This is a genomic window from Rhizobium sp. 01N424 (assembly GCF_056399485.1).
Genome location: NZ_JBFTRK010000002.1, coordinates 343,149 through 357,530 on the forward strand (window position 1 = coordinate 343,149; position 14,382 = coordinate 357,530).

The following is a 14,382-nucleotide window of genomic DNA, read 5'->3' on the forward strand; positions in this document are numbered from 1 at the left end:
TAGATCAAAGCCCGGCAAAGAGCTACCCTAAAACAGGCAAATGCTGAAATATTCATCACAGCATCACTGAATCTGATGGCTATTCTGCCAGAGCTTCGATCGCCTTTGGCCGCGACGGTCGCACCTTGATGAAGAACACCAGCGCCGCCACGAGAATGAAGAAAGCCGCCATCAGATAAGGGGCACCTGCAAAGGTAACCGGCGCATCCGGCTTGGTAAAATAGCCGAACAGCTGCGTGAAGATAACCGGGCCGATGATCGTGGTGATGCTGCTGAGGCTGGTCAGCGCCCCCTGCAGCTCACCCTGCGCCGAAGGCGGCACCTTGCCGGCCGCAATGCTGCGCAGCGGCGGATCAGCGACGTTCTCCATGACCGTCATGACGATGATCACATAGACCATCCAGCCCTCCCAAGCGAAGGCATAGCCCGTCAGGCCGACGACCGAAAAGCAGAGACCGATGACCGCCGTCTTCCACTCGCCGAGAACAGGAACGACCTTCGGCAGCACCAGCCCCATGACGATCGCCGCGCCGATGCCATAGATGCCGAGCGACAGGCCGATCTGGCCCTCACTCCAGCCATAGCGGTAGGTGCCGACGAAGGACCAGACGGCTGGATAAACCGAATGCGCCAGCCAGAACAGGAACATCACGGCGGCAACCCAGCCGATGCCGGGATAGTGGCGCATCTGTTTCAAGGCGCCGAGCGGGTTGGCACGCTTCCATTCGAAGGGGCGGCGATGCTTGGCATCCAAGGTCTCGGGCAGCAGGAAATAGGCGGCGGCGAAATTCAGGAACGACACCAGCGCCGCCCCGAAAAACGGCACGCGCGGACCGAATTCGCCGAGAAACCCGCCAATGACAGGGCCGATGGTAAAGCCGACGCCGAAGGCGATGCCGATCAGGCCGAAATTCTTCGCCCGATTCTCCTCCGTGCTGATATCGGCGATATAGGCCGAGCAGGTGGCGAAACTGCCGCCACTGAAGCCCGCCAGCGCCCGGCCGACAAACAGCATCCAGAAGCTGGTGGCGACCGCGCAAATGAAATTGTCGATGGCGAAGGTGAGCACCGAAATCAGCAGGATCGGCCTGCGTCCGAACCGGTCACTGAGATTGCCGAGCAGCGGCGCGAACAGAAACTGCATGATCGCATAGACGACGAGCAGCCAGCCGCCATCCAGCGCCGCGTCGCYGACGCTGCCGCCCGTCAACTCTTCCAGATAGGCGGGAAGAACCGGCATGATGATCGCGATGCCGATGACATCGAGAAACAGGATCATGAAAACCAGGAACAGGCCGCGGCTTACGAATTTGGGATCAAGCATGAGTCATCTCTCAACAGCTGCTGTTTTCTGGCAAGACGATCTCATCGCCGGGAATGTTAGATAGCCGAAGCAGAAAAATGAAACAATACGTGAACATTTCAAAGTTTTTGATGGCGAAGACAACGAAATTGATCGCGCCTGCGAACAAAACGGGATTATGAGCCCCTCCGCCCGTCGGCCTTGACGAAATCGACGAATGCGCGAAGTGCGGGCGGCATGTGCTTGCGGCTGGCATAATAGAGGAACGGCCCGGAGAATTCCGTCACCCATTCCTCGAGGATCGGCACCAGTTCGCCCCGTTCAAATCCGGGAAGCAGCACCTCTTCGAAGGTCCTGATGACGCCGAGGCCGGCGATTGCGGCCTCCACTTCCATCTCGATCGAGTTTGCGACCAGCGGTCCGGACACCGAGAGTGTCAACGTCTCCTCGCCGCGGTCGAACTCCCAGGCGAAATGCGCGCGGCTGCGAAAGCGATGGCGGATGCAGTCATGCTCCAAGAGGTCGCGCGGATGAGCGGGTGTGCCGCGCCGTTGCAGATAGGCAGGCGATGCAGCCGTGACGTAACGCTGGCGGCGCGGGCCAATCGGCACGGCGATCATGTCGCGCTCCAAGCGCTCATCGTAGCGGATACCCGCATCGAAGCCCGCCTCGACGACATCGACAAAGTCGTCCTCCGCAAGGATCTCCAGCTTGATCTCCGGGTAAAGCGCCAGGAACCGGCTGGCGATCTCAGGCAGGAAGAGCCGCGACACAATGGTCGGCACGTTCAGCCGCAAAGTGCCGGCCGGGCTGTCGCGGAAACTGTCGAGCTGCCCGAGCGCCGAGACAACCTCCCCCAGCGCCGGCGCCAGCCGTTCCAGGAGACGTTCGCCTGCCTCGGTCGGCGTGACGCTGCGGGTCGTGCGGTTGAGCAGCCGCACGCCGAGCCGCTCCTCCAGCCGCCTCAGAGAATCGCTGAGCGACGACGGCGAAACGCCGCGCTTGCGGGCCGCGGCACGGAAGCTCCGCTCCCTTGCAATCGCCGTGAAGGCATCCAGATCACTGAGGGGCAGATCATCCATTGTGCATTTTCCCGTACGGCTCATTCGCCACTATCCGGATTATCGCACACATCCGCAGCCGATAGAAAGAGTGCCGAACGCATCACAAGGAGAAGACAATGCAAACCTATCGCCTGGGAAAGACCGGCCCCGAAGTCTCCGCCATCGGCCTCGGCTGCATGGGCATGTCCGGCATGTACGGCCCGGCCGATCGGGCCGAAAGCATTGCGACGATCCACGGCGCATTGGATGCCGGGATCAACCTGCTCGATACCGGCGATTTCTATGGCATGGGCCACAACGAAATGCTGATCGGCGAGGCGCTGAAGGATCGCAAGCGCAAGGACCTCATCATCAGCGTCAAGACCGGCGCTCTGCGCGATCCGCTCGGCGCCTGGAATGGCTATGATTCCCGCCCGGCAGCGTTGAAGAATTTCATTGCGTATTCGCTGCAGCGGCTCGGCACCGACTATATCGACATCTACCGCCCTGCCCGTCTCGATCCGAACGTGCCGATCGAGGAAACCGTCGGTGCCATCGCCGACATGATCAAGGCCGGCTACGTCCGCCATATCGGCCTGTCCGAAGTCGGCGCGGATACCATCCGCCGCGCTGCAGCCGTTCACCCGATCGCCGACCTGCAGATCGAATACTCGCTGATCTCCCGCGGCATCGAGGATCAGATCCTGCCCACCTGCCGCGAACTCGGCATCTCGATCACCGCCTATGGCGTCCTGTCGCGCGGCCTGATCAGCGGCCATTGGCAGAAGGGACAGGATGGCGGCAAGGGCGATTTCCGGGCCGTCAGCCCGCGCTTCCAGGCTGCCAATATCGACCAGAACCTCGCCCTCGTCGAGGAACTGCGCAAGATCGCTGCGGAAAAGCAGGTCAGCGTCGCCCAGATCGCCATCGCCTGGGTCGCCGCGCAAGGCAGGAACATCGTCCCGCTGATCGGCGCCCGCCGCCGCGACCGGCTGACCGAAGCACTCGGCTCAAGCGCTGTTGAGCTCAGCGCGGACGACATCGCGGCAATCGAGCGCGCCGTGCCAAAGGACGCCGCTGCGGGCGCCCGTTATCCGGACGTGCAGCTGAAGCATATGGATAGTGAACGCTAATCGAATGGCTCCGCCGGAGAGGCGGAGCCTCCCGGCTCAGACCGGACCGCTAAAGGTGTCGCAGGCCGAAACCTTGCCGCTGTCGAAGCCCTGCTTGAACCATTTGACACGCTGCGCCGAGGTTCCGTGATTGAAGCTGTCGGGGACGACATAGCCCTGGCTGCGCTTCTGCAGCGTATCGTCGCCGATCTGCTGGGCAGCATTCAGCGCGTCCGCGATATCGTCAGGATTGATATAGCCCTTGCGCTGCTCGAACTTGGCGAAGACCCCGGCGAAGCAATCGGCCTGAAGCTCGACACGCACCGACATCTTGTTGGCATCGACCTCGCTCATCCGCTGGCGGGCCTCGTTGAATTTCGGCAGCACGCCCAGAATGTTCTGAACGTGATGGCCGACTTCGTGGGCAATGACATAGGCCTCTGCAAATTCGCCCTTGGCGCCGAACTGCTGGCTGAGCTGGCGGAAGAAATCGGTGTCGAGATAGACCTTGCGGTCGACGGGGCAGTAGAACGGGCCAGATGCGGCTGATGCAGCGCCGCAACCGGAGCGCGTCGAGCCCGAGAACAGCACCAGAGCCGGCTTTTCGTAAGTCTGGCCGGATGCCTGAAAGATACCAGTCCAGGTATCTTCGGTATCGGCAAGCACGGTGCGCACGAAGGCCGTCATGTCGTCATTGGCAGGCGTTCCATTGCCCTGCGACTGGCTCTGTTCGTAGCCCGAACCGCCATTCATTGTGCCGTCCATGACCTGCATCAGGTCGATGCCCATCGCCTTGAAGATGAAATAGATGACGACGAGGAAGATGATCGTGCCGATCGACAACCCGCCCCCTCCGCGGCGCATGCCGCCCGAGGGAAAGCTGAACCCGCCGCCACGGCCGAAGGGACTCTGCCCGCCGCTGGAAGGGTCTCCGCGGCGATCCTCGATATTGTCCGATTGACGGCGGCCCTTCCATTCCATCTCAACTCTCCCCGGCAGTGCCAAATTCACCTCTGCAGCCAACAGTTATATATCCGCCGCGACTGTGAATTCCAGCGGCTTCATGCCGTCGGCCGCATTCGCGAAGAGAGCATGATGGCTGCGGCGGCAGAGGTCACCACAAGCCCCGCGGCAAGCGCGACCATGTCGTGCCCGGAAAACACCACTGAGTTCATGATCCGCCCCGGCAGCAAGGTAAACAGCCCGGCAATGACGATGCCGCCGAAATAGATCGAGCGGACGATATGGCGATGCCTGACGACATCGTGGCGCCGGGCTGCAGCAATCGCCTGCCAGGCACCGAACAGTGTTGCGATCGACAGCAGGTGAATGGGGCTAAAACCGTAAAACATGTTGAGCTCGTGAATGAAGAAGGTGGAGAGCGCGGTGATCACCATCAGCCCCATCCAGATCTTGCCGAGCAACCGGTGCCGCGGCGTGCCCTTGGGCCGCGACAGCAGATAGGCGCCGAGCAAGGCGGCCGGCACGACCGTCGCAACATGAATCTGGATTGCAGGCTGCGCATCGAGCAAGGGTTCTAGGGTCATCTACTATCTCCTCGGGAACGCCGTGATCTTTCCGCCGGATGCGGCGCCGCGCAAGAGGCGAGTGCCAACTCTTTCGGCTCTTCCCGGGGCCTTGCCGTCAAGCCTTGACGCATCAGCCCATTTTTGCGCCTGATGGCGTCGGAGCGAGGAGAAAATCATGAAGGCCCTGCGTCTGGAAGCAACCGGCAGACTTGCCGTGGTGGAAGCCGAAAAGCCGGTTCCCGGCCCGAACGATATCCTGGTCAAGGTGGATGCCTGCGGCATCTGCGGCACCGACCGCCATCTTTTCCACGGCGAATTTCCCTCGACGCCGCCCGTCATCCTCGGACACGAATTCACCGGCATCGTCGAGGCGGTCGGTTCCGGCGTGAAGAATTTCCGGGCCGGCATGCGTGTCACCGGCGATCCGAACATTTCCTGCGGCCTTTGCCCGGAATGCCAGCGCGGCCGGGTCAACCTCTGCCGCAACCTGCGCGCCATCGGCATCCATCGCGATGGCGGCTTCGCCGATTATGTCTGCATGCCGGAAACGCAGGCCTACGCCCTGCCCACCGGTCTCGATCCTCTGCACGGCGCTTTCTGCGAGCCGCTGGCCTGCTGCATCCACGGCGTCGACATGGCCGGCATCACCACCGGCCAATCGGTCGTCGTGCTGGGCGGCGGCGTCATCGGGCTGCTGGTCGTCCAGCTCGCCCGCCTCGCCGGCGCAACACGCGTGGTGCTGGTGACCCGCAATGCCGAAAAACGCCGCCTCGCCGAAGACCTTGGCGCAACCGCGACAGTCGATCCGTCAGCCGGCGATGTCATTGAGTTGATATCGGGCAAGAACGGCATTCTCCCTGATGGTGCAGATGTAGTCATCGAATGCGCGGGGGTTCCGGAGACCATCGAGCAGGCGCCCCGCCTCGCCCGAAAAGGCGGCACCGCCGTCATCCTCGGCGTCATGCCGCAAGGCGCAACGGTTTCGATCGAACCCTTCGACCTGCTGGTCCGGGAAATCCGCCTGCTCGGATCCTTCGTCAACCCCTTCACCCACGCCCGCGCCGCCGATCTGATCGCCTCAGGTGCCATCAAGGTCGAGCCGCTGATTTCTCGCAGGATCGGCTTCGAGGGGGCCCTTAAGACCATCGCCAATCCGGCTCCATCAGGCGAGATCCGGGCTCTTGTCATACCCGGCCTTTGATACCCCTACCGACAACCTGCGGATTCCTGTCGATTCCTTGAATTATGGGGTTCCGTTTCGGTTTCGCTTTGCCTATAAGCCGCTTCTAGCCTGAAAAGACCCTCAATGCGCGACCCGACCCGGTGCCTCCCACCCTGGCCGGTTTTCTGCGCAGCTAGAAACGGATATCGCCCATGCCGAAGCGCCAAGACATCAAATCGATCCTCATCATCGGCGCAGGACCGATCGTCATCGGCCAGGCTTGCGAATTCGACTACTCGGGAACCCAGGCCTGCAAGGCTCTGAAGGAGGAAGGCTACCGCGTCATCCTCGTCAATTCCAACCCGGCAACGATCATGACCGACCCGGGTCTGGCGGACGCGACCTATGTCGAGCCGATCACCCCCGAAGTCGTTGCCAAGATCATCGCCAAGGAGCGCCCCGATGCGCTGCTGCCGACCATGGGCGGCCAGACGGCACTCAACACCGCGCTTTCCCTCAAGAGAATGGGCGTTCTCGACCGCTACAATGTCGAGATGATCGGCGCGAAACCCGCTGCCATCGACATGGCCGAAGACCGCGCCCTCTTCCGCGAAGCCATGGACCGTATCGGCCTGGAAACTCCGCGCTCGATGCTGGCCAATGCCACCGACATCAAGGATCTTGACCGCAAGACGCATGAGGCCGAGCGCAACAAGCTCAAGGAGAGCCTGTCGGGCGCCGATCTCGACAAGGCGCTCGACGCGCTTGAAAACCAGTGGAACCTCGGCGAGACGGACCGCAAGCAGCGCTATATCAGCCATGCCATGGCAATCGCCGCACAGGCCATCGACGTCGTCGGCCTGCCCGCCATCATCCGCCCGTCCTTCACTATGGGCGGCACCGGCGGCGGCATTGCCTATAACCGCTCGGAATTCTTCGAAATCATCGGCGGCGGCCTCGATGCCTCGCCGACGACAGAAGTCCTGATCGAGGAATCGGTTCTCGGCTGGAAGGAATATGAAATGGAAGTGGTCCGCGACAAGGCGGACAACTGCATCATCATCTGCTCGATCGAGAACATCGACCCGATGGGCGTCCATACCGGCGATTCGATCACCGTTGCCCCCGCCCTGACGCTGACCGACAAAGAATACCAGATGATGCGCAACGCCTCGATCGCGGTTCTGCGCGAGATCGGCGTCGAGACCGGCGGCTCTAACGTCCAGTTCGCCGTCAACCCGAAGGACGGCCGCCTCGTCGTCATCGAAATGAACCCGCGCGTCTCGCGCTCCTCGGCGCTCGCGTCGAAGGCCACCGGCTTCCCGATCGCCAAGGTCGCCGCCAAGCTTGCCGTCGGCTACACGCTCGACGAACTCGACAACGACATCACCGGCGGCGCGACACCGGCCTCCTTCGAACCGTCGATCGACTATGTCGTCACCAAGATCCCGCGCTTTGCCTTCGAGAAGTTCCCGGGCGCCTCGCCGGTTCTGACCACCGCCATGAAGTCGGTCGGCGAAGTCATGGCGATCGGCCGTACCTTTGCTGAATCGCTGCAGAAGGCGCTGCGCGGCCTTGAAACCGGCCTCACCGGCCTCGACGAAATCGAGATCCCGGGCGTCGAAGAAGGCGAATCCAGCCAGAACGCCATCCGCGCCGCCATCGGCACGCCGACGCCGGATCGTCTGCGCATGGTCGCCCAGGCGCTGCGCCAGGGCATGAGCCCTGAAGAAGTGCACGAAGGCTGCAAGATCGATCCGTGGTTCATCGCCCAGTTCAAGGCGATCGTCGATACCGAAGCCCGCATCCGCGAGCACGGCCTGCCGCAGGATGCCGCCAATCTCCGCAGCCTCAAGGCCATGGGCTTCTCCGACGCCCGCCTGGCAACCCTGTCGGGCAAGCGCCCGAAGGAAGTGGCGGAACTCCGCAACAGCCTGAACGTCCGCCCGGTCTTCAAGCGCATCGACACCTGCGCCGCCGAATTCGCCTCGCCGACCGCCTACATGTACTCGACCTACGAGACGCCTTTCGTCGGCGCCGCGCGCTCGGAAGCTGAAGTTTCCGACCGCAAGAAGGTCGTCATCCTCGGCGGTGGTCCGAACCGTATCGGCCAGGGCATCGAGTTCGATTATTGCTGCTGCCATGCCGCTTTCGCACTCCGCGATGCCGGCTATGAAGCGATCATGATCAACTGCAACCCGGAAACCGTCTCGACCGACTATGACACGTCCGATCGCCTCTATTTCGAACCGCTGACGGCCGAAGACGTGATCGAGATCCTGCGCGCTGAGCAGGAAAAGGGCGAAGTCGTCGGCGTCATCGTCCAGTTCGGCGGCCAGACGCCGCTGAAGCTCGCCGAAGCGCTCGAGAAGAACGGCATCCCGATCCTCGGCACCGCGCCCGATATGATCGACCTTGCCGAAGACCGCGACCGCTTCCAGAAGCTGCTGGTCAAGCTCGACCTGACGCAGCCGAACAACGGCATCGCCTACTCGGTCGAGCAGGCCCGCCTCGTCGCCACCGAAATCGGCTTCCCGCTGGTCGTGCGCCCGTCCTACGTTCTCGGCGGCCGTGCCATGCAGATCATCCATTCGGAATCGATGCTGCAGACCTATCTGCTGGATACCGTGCCGGAACTGGTGCCTGAGGACATCAAGCAGCGCTATCCGAACGACAAGACCGGCCAGATCAACACCCTGCTCGGCAAGAACCCGCTGCTCTTCGACAGCTACCTCTCGAACGCCATCGAAGTCGACGTCGACTGCCTCTCCGACGGCACCGACGCCTATGTCGCCGGCATCATGGAGCATATCGAGGAAGCCGGCATTCACTCCGGTGACTCCGCCTGCTCGCTGCCGCCGCGCACGCTCTCGACGGAAATGCTCGACGAGCTGGAGCGTCAGGCAAAGGCGATGGCTAAGGCGCTCAACGTCGTCGGCCTGATGAACGTCCAGTTCGCCATCAAGGACGGCACCGTCTACGTGCTCGAAGTCAACCCGCGCGCCTCGCGCACCGTGCCCTTCGTCGCCAAGACCATCGGCGCGCCGATCGCCAAGATCGCCGCGCGCGCCATGGCCGGTGAGAAGCTCGATGCGACCTTCGCCGCCTATGGCGAAAAGCCCGATCCGCGCAACCTCAAGCACATCGCCGTCAAGGAAGCCGTCTTCCCCTTCGCCCGCTTCCCGGGCGTCGACACGCTGCTCGGCCCGGAAATGCGCTCGACCGGCGAAGTCATCGGCCTCGACACCGATTTCGCGCTGGCCTTCGCCAAGTCGCAGCTCGGCGCCAGCGTCGAGCTGCCGCGTGACGGAACGGTGTTCGTCTCGGTGCGCGACGAGGACAAGCCGCGCGTTCTGCCGGCGATCCGCCTGCTGGTCGCCGAAGGCTTCAAGGTTCTGGCAACCGGCGGCACCGCCCGCTACCTCGCCGAACAGGGCATCACCGCGACCAAGATCAACAAGGTTCTGGAGGGACGCCCGCATATCGAGGACGCCATCCGCAACCGTCAGGTCCAGCTCGTCATCAACACGACCGACGGCAACAAGGCGATCTCGGACTCCAAGTCGCTCCGCCGCGCCACGCTGATGCAGAAGGTGCCCTATTACACGACGATGGCAGGCGCCGAAGCCGCAGCGCAGGCGATCAAGGCGCTGCGCGCAGGCAATCTCGAAGTCCGCCCGCTGCAGAGCTATTTCGCCTAATCGCGAAATTTTTAACCGGCTTTCTGCTATTCCTCGCCGCAGGCAACGCTGCGGCGGGGAAGCAAGATGAGAAGCATAGCCATCCGGATCGCCAGGATTCTCGCCGGCATTGCCGGAGCTATTATCGGCATCGCGCTTCTCGTATTCGCCGGCTTCTACGCCGCCTCGATCTGGCGTGAGAGCCTGCCGCCCGGCCGCGGTGGCGAGCCCGCCCAATATCTCCAGGCCGACGGCCTCGACCTCCACTACAAGCAATGGGGACCGGATAACGGTCAGCCGATCCTGCTCATCCCCGGCGCCATGGCCTGGTCGGAAACCTGGGCGCCGCTCGCTGAACTGCTGGGAAATAACGGCTTCCGCGTCATCGCCCCCGACCTGCCTCCCTTTGGCTATTCCGAACGCCCCTCTTCCGGCGATTACTCCCGTCAGGCACAGGCGCGGCGCATCCTGGCCTTTGCCGATGCCGCGGGGCTAAAGCAATTCGTGCTGCTCGGCCATTCCTTCGGCGGCGGCGCAACCATGGAAACCGCGCTGATCGCGCCGGACCGCATCTCCGGGCTTTTTCTCCTCGATGTCGCGCTCGGCCTTGACCGTCCGCCGTCAAAGCCGCCGCTCGCGCCGCTGTTTTCCGCCCCCGGCCTGCGCGAAGCGATCATGGCAGCCACCTTCACCAATCCGCTGATGATCGGCAAAGGGCTGCGCGATTTCGTCGCCGACGACGATGCCGTCGCCACACCGGAGCGGATCGAAGTCTACCGCCGCCCGCTCGTTGTCAAAGGCACGAGCCACGCGATCGCCGACTGGTTCGTCACCGGCCTCTTCGGCAACGAGGAAGCCTCCCGCGCCTTCCAGCCGGAGAACTACAGCAGCTTCCAGAAGCCGGCATTGCTGATCTGGGGCAAGGAAGACAGCGTCACGCCGCTGGCGCAAGGCGAGGAGATCGCCCATTTGCTGCCAAAGGCACAGCTCTCCATTCTCGACGGCGTCAACCACATTCCCCAGATCGAGGCGCCGGAGAAGACCGCCGGCCTGATCGCCGCGTTCATGACGTCGCTGCCGCTGACAGACACGAATGGCGCCGCTTCGAACCCGTAACAGCGGCGCTTAGATGCCATCGTTGATCTCGCCTTAGCCGAGTTCCTCGGCAAGCCCGATCAGCACCCCCTCAGGCCCACGGATGTAGCAAAGCAGATAGGCATCCTCATACCTGACGACGTCTCCCACCAGCTGCGCACCACATGCACGAAGCCGCTCGAGCGTCTCAGTGAGATCATCGACGGTGAACATGGCGCGGAGATAGCCGAAGGCGTTGACAGGCGCATTCCTGTGATCCGCCCTGACCTCAGGCCGGATGAAGCGCGAGAGTTCCAGCCGGCTGTGGCCATCCGGCGTACGCATCATGGCAATCTCGACATGCTGATCGCCGAGCCCCGTGACGCGCCCCGCCCACGCGCCTTCGATCGTGGCGCGCCCTTCGAGTTCCAGACCAAGTTTGCCAAAGAACGCGATCGCTCCCGTGAGATCGTCGACGACGATGCCGATGTTGTCCATCCGCTTCAGTGCCATGACTGCAGTCTCCCTTATCGTAAGGCAAAGGACGCTTTAGGCGCCCCGCAACCGACAGCTCTTGGGGCCTTTTTTTTGAATCAGATTGTCAGGCAGCGGAATCAGTTTTCGAAAGCGCCGCCATAAGCCTCTGTATTTCCACCATATCCCGCTGAAACAGCGCCGTCTGCTCCACCCTGTCGCGCTCATCGGGGAGTCGCAGCAGATAGGAAGGATGCACGGTGGTGAACAGCAGGCGTCCGTTCGCCATCCGCATCGCCTGCCCCCTGATGTCGGTCAGCTTGTGCTTCGTTTCCGTCAGCGAAGCGAGCGCCGTCGCGCCCATTGCCACGACGATTTTCGGCTTGATCAGATCGAGCTCCAGCTTCAGCCACCAGCGGCAATGCTGCACCTCGCCCATATTGGGGCGCTGGTGGATGCGCCGCTTGCCGCGCGGCTCATATTTGAAATGCTTGACGGCATTGGTGACATAGAGCGCCGATCGGTCGATCCCTGCCGCCTCGATCGCCTGATCGAACATCTTGCCGGCCGGCCCGACGAACGGGCGCCCCGTCAGATCCTCCTGATCGCCCGGCTGCTCGCCGACGAACACCACATCGGCATTCTCCGGCCCCTCGCCGAAGACCGTCTGCGTCGCCTTGGCATGCAGCGGACAGCGCGTGCAGACGGCGGCCTGCTCGCGCAGCGCCTCGAGCGTCCCGGCAGGCGCCGGTTCCGGCTGCGGCTGGTTGCGAGCCGCTTCCTGCAGGCGATCGTGAAAGGGCTGCGGCGTGCTCGCCTCGCGTTTGGCCATCTCGATCACCCGGCTCTCCGCATTGGCAATCAGCCCGGGAATGAGATCGGCCTCCGGCAGGTTCTTCCAGTATTTCTTCGGCATTTCCGCCTGCATCGCCTTCACCTTCAGCCGCGCCGGGTTGAAGATATTGGCGTAGTAAGTGCGCCACAGTTCGTCGGCATCGTCGGTGAGATCAGGCTTTTCGCAGGGCTCATGGCTGGTCGTCAGCTTCACGCCGTCCCACCCGGCCGAACCCTTCGGTGTCAGGATGATCCAGTCCATGTCGTTGAACCGCCGCTGGAAGAATGACGCCTTGCGCACGACGATATGATGATCCGGCTCGAACCAGGCGAGAAACTTCCGCCGCCCGTTCATCGAGATACCGCTGCCGACCTCCTTGAACCGCACGAAGGCGGTCATCTTGTGCGCGTCGCGGCGCACGCTCTTTTCCAAAAGGCGGGCTCGCGACACATCCTCGTCGGAAACGATATCAAGCAGCTTTTTGTCGGATTGCAGCCGCCAGAGCAGCCGGTAGAGCAGCGAGAAGCGCACCGGATCGCAATGGCAGATGACCGCGGATGCCAGATCGATGAAGGCCTGCGGCACCGTCATCGGCTTGCCACCGGCAGGCTGCGGCGGCAGCACGTCTTCCTCCCAGAACAGCTGCTTGTCGCCGCCCCTCTCCCGCCACTCAATATCCTCGGGTGGAATGCCTGCCAGTGCCAGCGACCGGGCGGCATCGCGCCACTCGAAAAAATCACCCTTGCCCTGCAGCGCCACCTTCAGCATCAGAGCAACTGCAGCTGTTCGGGTTTCGGTTCGAACATGGCGCGCAGATCCGGCCGCTCGATCAGCCGCCTCGGCGTCCATCCCTCGGCCGTCACGAAGGCCTGCACCTTCTTGATCGACACGCCGAGCCGCGACAAATCCTCGATGCGAAGCCTGCGGAAACGGCGGCCGGAGAGAATGCCCTTCACCGCCTTGGTGCCGAGCCCCGGCACGCGCATCAGCACCTCCTTGGCGGCCCGGTTGATATCGACAGGAAACTGCTCGCGGTGGCCAAGCGCCCAGGCAAGCTTCGGATCGAGATCGAGATCCAGCATACCGCCCTCCTGCGTGGCAGTGATCTCGTCGATCCCGAAACCGTAGAAGCGATAGAGCCAATCGGCCTGGTAGAGCCGGTGCTCGCGCATCAGCGGCGGCTTGATCAGCGGCAGGTTCTTCGATGAATCCGGGATCGGGCTGAAGGCGGAATAATAGACGCGGCGAAGCCCGTAGCTGCCGTAGAGCCGGGCGCTGGTGCCGAGAATCGTCGCATCGCTGGCGCCATCGGCGCCGACGATCATCTGCGTGCTCTGGCCGGCCGGCACGAAGCGCTTGCGCCGCTTCGTCTGCAGCGTCGGCTCGCCGGCTTCCTCGATCTTCAGCCGGAGATCGCCCATCGAGCGGCGGATGCCGGACGGCTTCTTTTCCGGGGCCAGACGGGTGATGCCGCTATCGGTCGGCAGCTCGATATTGAGCGACAGACGGTCGGCGTAAAGCCCCGCCTCCTCGATGAGCTTCGCAGACGCCTCCGGAATGGATTTCAGATGGATGTAGCCGCGGAAATTATGGGTGACGCGCAGCTCCCGCACCACCCGCACCATCTCCTCCATCGTGTGATCGGATGAGCGGATGATCCCCGACGACAGGAACAGGCCCTCGATATAATTGCGCCGGTAGAATTCCAGCGTCAGCCAGACCACCTCCTCAGGTGTGAAGCGCGCGCGCTCGACATTGCTGGACGAGCGGTTGATGCAGAAGGCGCAGTCATAGATGCAGAAATTGGTGAGCAGGATCTTCAAGAGCGAGATACAGCGTCCGTCAGGCGCATAGGCGTGGCAGATACCGGACCCCTCCGTCGAACCCAGGCCACCGCTCGCCCCCGAATCGCGCTTCGTGGTGCCACTGGAAGCGCAGGAGGCATCGTATTTCGCGGCATCCGAAAGGATCGCCAGTCTTTCTTTTAGCGTCTTCTTCATCGTTTTGTTCACTATATGTTCCATAGCTAAAAGTCAAGCGAACCACGGGCATTTGCCGGAAACGGCTGCGAATACAGCGCTAGGTTGGAGATCCCGATACGAATTTTATGGCAATCGGCATTTGCGATCTGCTATAAGCAAAGCAACTAGGATGGTTTGCACGGTTCCGA

11 protein-coding genes are annotated in these 14,382 nt (G+C 62.6%); 4 read left to right on the forward strand and 7 right to left on the reverse strand.

The annotated features are described in order from the left end of the window. Positions 1 to 79: 79 nt before the first annotated feature. Together AC1DNK_RS07395 and AC1DNK_RS07400 are read right to left on the reverse strand one after the other, a co-directional pair. Positions 80 to 1,324, reverse strand: a complete 1,245-nt coding sequence (locus AC1DNK_RS07395) for a TCR/Tet family MFS transporter (protein ID WP_477940238.1) — start codon at positions 1,322 to 1,324, stop codon at positions 80 to 82. A gap of 155 nt (positions 1,325 to 1,479) precedes the next feature. Further along, a complete protein-coding gene (locus AC1DNK_RS07400; protein ID WP_477940239.1) occupies positions 1,480 to 2,385 on the reverse strand; it encodes a LysR family transcriptional regulator in 906 nt (301 codons plus the stop codon). 98 nt (positions 2,386 to 2,483) lie between these two features. Between AC1DNK_RS07400 and AC1DNK_RS07405 the strand changes: the two genes are divergently transcribed. Further along, positions 2,484 to 3,479, forward strand: coding sequence for an aldo/keto reductase (locus AC1DNK_RS07405; RefSeq protein ID WP_477940240.1), 996 nt, complete (start codon positions 2,484 to 2,486; stop codon positions 3,477 to 3,479). Positions 3,480 to 3,515: 36 nt separating this feature from the next. Here AC1DNK_RS07405 and ypfJ read toward each other — a convergent pair whose 3' ends face one another. Together ypfJ and AC1DNK_RS07415 are read right to left on the reverse strand one after the other, a co-directional pair. After that, a complete protein-coding gene (ypfJ, locus tag AC1DNK_RS07410; RefSeq protein ID WP_112515789.1) occupies positions 3,516 to 4,439 on the reverse strand; it encodes a KPN_02809 family neutral zinc metallopeptidase in 924 nt (307 codons plus the stop codon). Between the two features lie 80 nt (positions 4,440 to 4,519). Then, the gene (locus AC1DNK_RS07415) at positions 4,520 to 5,005 is read right to left on the reverse strand and encodes a DUF2306 domain-containing protein (protein WP_477940241.1); all 486 of its coding nucleotides are present in this window, start codon (positions 5,003 to 5,005) and stop codon (positions 4,520 to 4,522) included. Between the two features lie 157 nt (positions 5,006 to 5,162). On the opposite strand from AC1DNK_RS07415, the gene AC1DNK_RS07420 reads away from it, so the two are divergent. From AC1DNK_RS07420 to AC1DNK_RS07430, 3 genes are all read left to right on the forward strand, one after another. Further along, positions 5,163 to 6,188 (forward strand): zinc-dependent alcohol dehydrogenase family protein, encoded by a 1,026-nt coding sequence (locus AC1DNK_RS07420; RefSeq protein ID WP_477940242.1) that lies wholly within the window; start codon positions 5,163 to 5,165, stop codon positions 6,186 to 6,188. A gap of 173 nt (positions 6,189 to 6,361) precedes the next feature. Then, complete coding sequence (gene carB / locus AC1DNK_RS07425; RefSeq protein ID WP_477940243.1) at positions 6,362 to 9,850, forward strand: carbamoyl-phosphate synthase large subunit; 3,489 nt, start codon at positions 6,362 to 6,364, stop codon at positions 9,848 to 9,850. Positions 9,851 to 9,916: 66 nt separating this feature from the next. Then, positions 9,917 to 10,945, forward strand: a complete 1,029-nt coding sequence (locus AC1DNK_RS07430; protein WP_477940245.1) for an alpha/beta fold hydrolase — start codon at positions 9,917 to 9,919, stop codon at positions 10,943 to 10,945. Between the two features lie 33 nt (positions 10,946 to 10,978). Here the strand turns inward: AC1DNK_RS07430 and AC1DNK_RS07435 are convergent, their stop codons facing one another. The 3 genes from AC1DNK_RS07435 to AC1DNK_RS07445 all read right to left on the reverse strand — a co-directional run bounded on the left by AC1DNK_RS07435 (position 10,979) and on the right by AC1DNK_RS07445 (position 14,212). After that, positions 10,979 to 11,416, reverse strand: coding sequence for a VOC family protein (locus tag AC1DNK_RS07435; protein ID WP_477940247.1), 438 nt, complete (start codon positions 11,414 to 11,416; stop codon positions 10,979 to 10,981). Positions 11,417 to 11,504: 88 nt separating this feature from the next. Then, on the reverse strand, positions 11,505 to 12,980 hold the full coding sequence (locus AC1DNK_RS07440) for a UdgX family uracil-DNA binding protein (protein WP_477940248.1): 1,476 nt from the start codon (positions 12,978 to 12,980) through the stop codon (positions 11,505 to 11,507). After that, on the reverse strand, positions 12,980 to 14,212 hold the full coding sequence (locus AC1DNK_RS07445; RefSeq protein ID WP_477940903.1) for a putative DNA modification/repair radical SAM protein: 1,233 nt from the start codon (positions 14,210 to 14,212) through the stop codon (positions 12,980 to 12,982). Before AC1DNK_RS07445 ends, AC1DNK_RS07440 begins: the two co-directional genes overlap by 1 nt. Positions 14,213 to 14,382: the final 170 nt, after the last annotated feature.

What these genes read in the sequence shown, in the direction of transcription:
- AC1DNK_RS07430 (WP_477940245.1), top strand. Translation starts at nt 9,917, where the DNA reads ATGAGAAGCATAGCCATCCGGATCGCCAGGATTCTCGCCGGCATTGCC.
- AC1DNK_RS07435 (WP_477940247.1), bottom strand. Translation starts at nt 11,416, where the DNA reads ATGGCACTGAAGCGGATGGACAACATCGGCATCGTCGTCGACGATCTC.
- AC1DNK_RS07420 (WP_477940242.1), top strand. Translation starts at nt 5,163, where the DNA reads ATGAAGGCCCTGCGTCTGGAAGCAACCGGCAGACTTGCCGTGGTGGAA.
- AC1DNK_RS07445 (WP_477940903.1), bottom strand. Translation starts at nt 14,212, where the DNA reads ATGAAGAAGACGCTAAAAGAAAGACTGGCGATCCTTTCGGATGCCGCG.
- carB (WP_477940243.1), top strand. Translation starts at nt 6,362, where the DNA reads ATGCCGAAGCGCCAAGACATCAAATCGATCCTCATCATCGGCGCAGGA.
- AC1DNK_RS07400 (WP_477940239.1), bottom strand. Translation starts at nt 2,385, where the DNA reads ATGGATGATCTGCCCCTCAGTGATCTGGATGCCTTCACGGCGATTGCA.
- AC1DNK_RS07405 (WP_477940240.1), top strand. Translation starts at nt 2,484, where the DNA reads ATGCAAACCTATCGCCTGGGAAAGACCGGCCCCGAAGTCTCCGCCATC.
- AC1DNK_RS07440 (WP_477940248.1), bottom strand. Translation starts at nt 12,980, where the DNA reads ATGCTGAAGGTGGCGCTGCAGGGCAAGGGTGATTTTTTCGAGTGGCGC.
- AC1DNK_RS07415 (WP_477940241.1), bottom strand. Translation starts at nt 5,005, where the DNA reads ATGACCCTAGAACCCTTGCTCGATGCGCAGCCTGCAATCCAGATTCAT.
- ypfJ (WP_112515789.1), bottom strand. Translation starts at nt 4,439, where the DNA reads ATGGAATGGAAGGGCCGCCGTCAATCGGACAATATCGAGGATCGCCGC.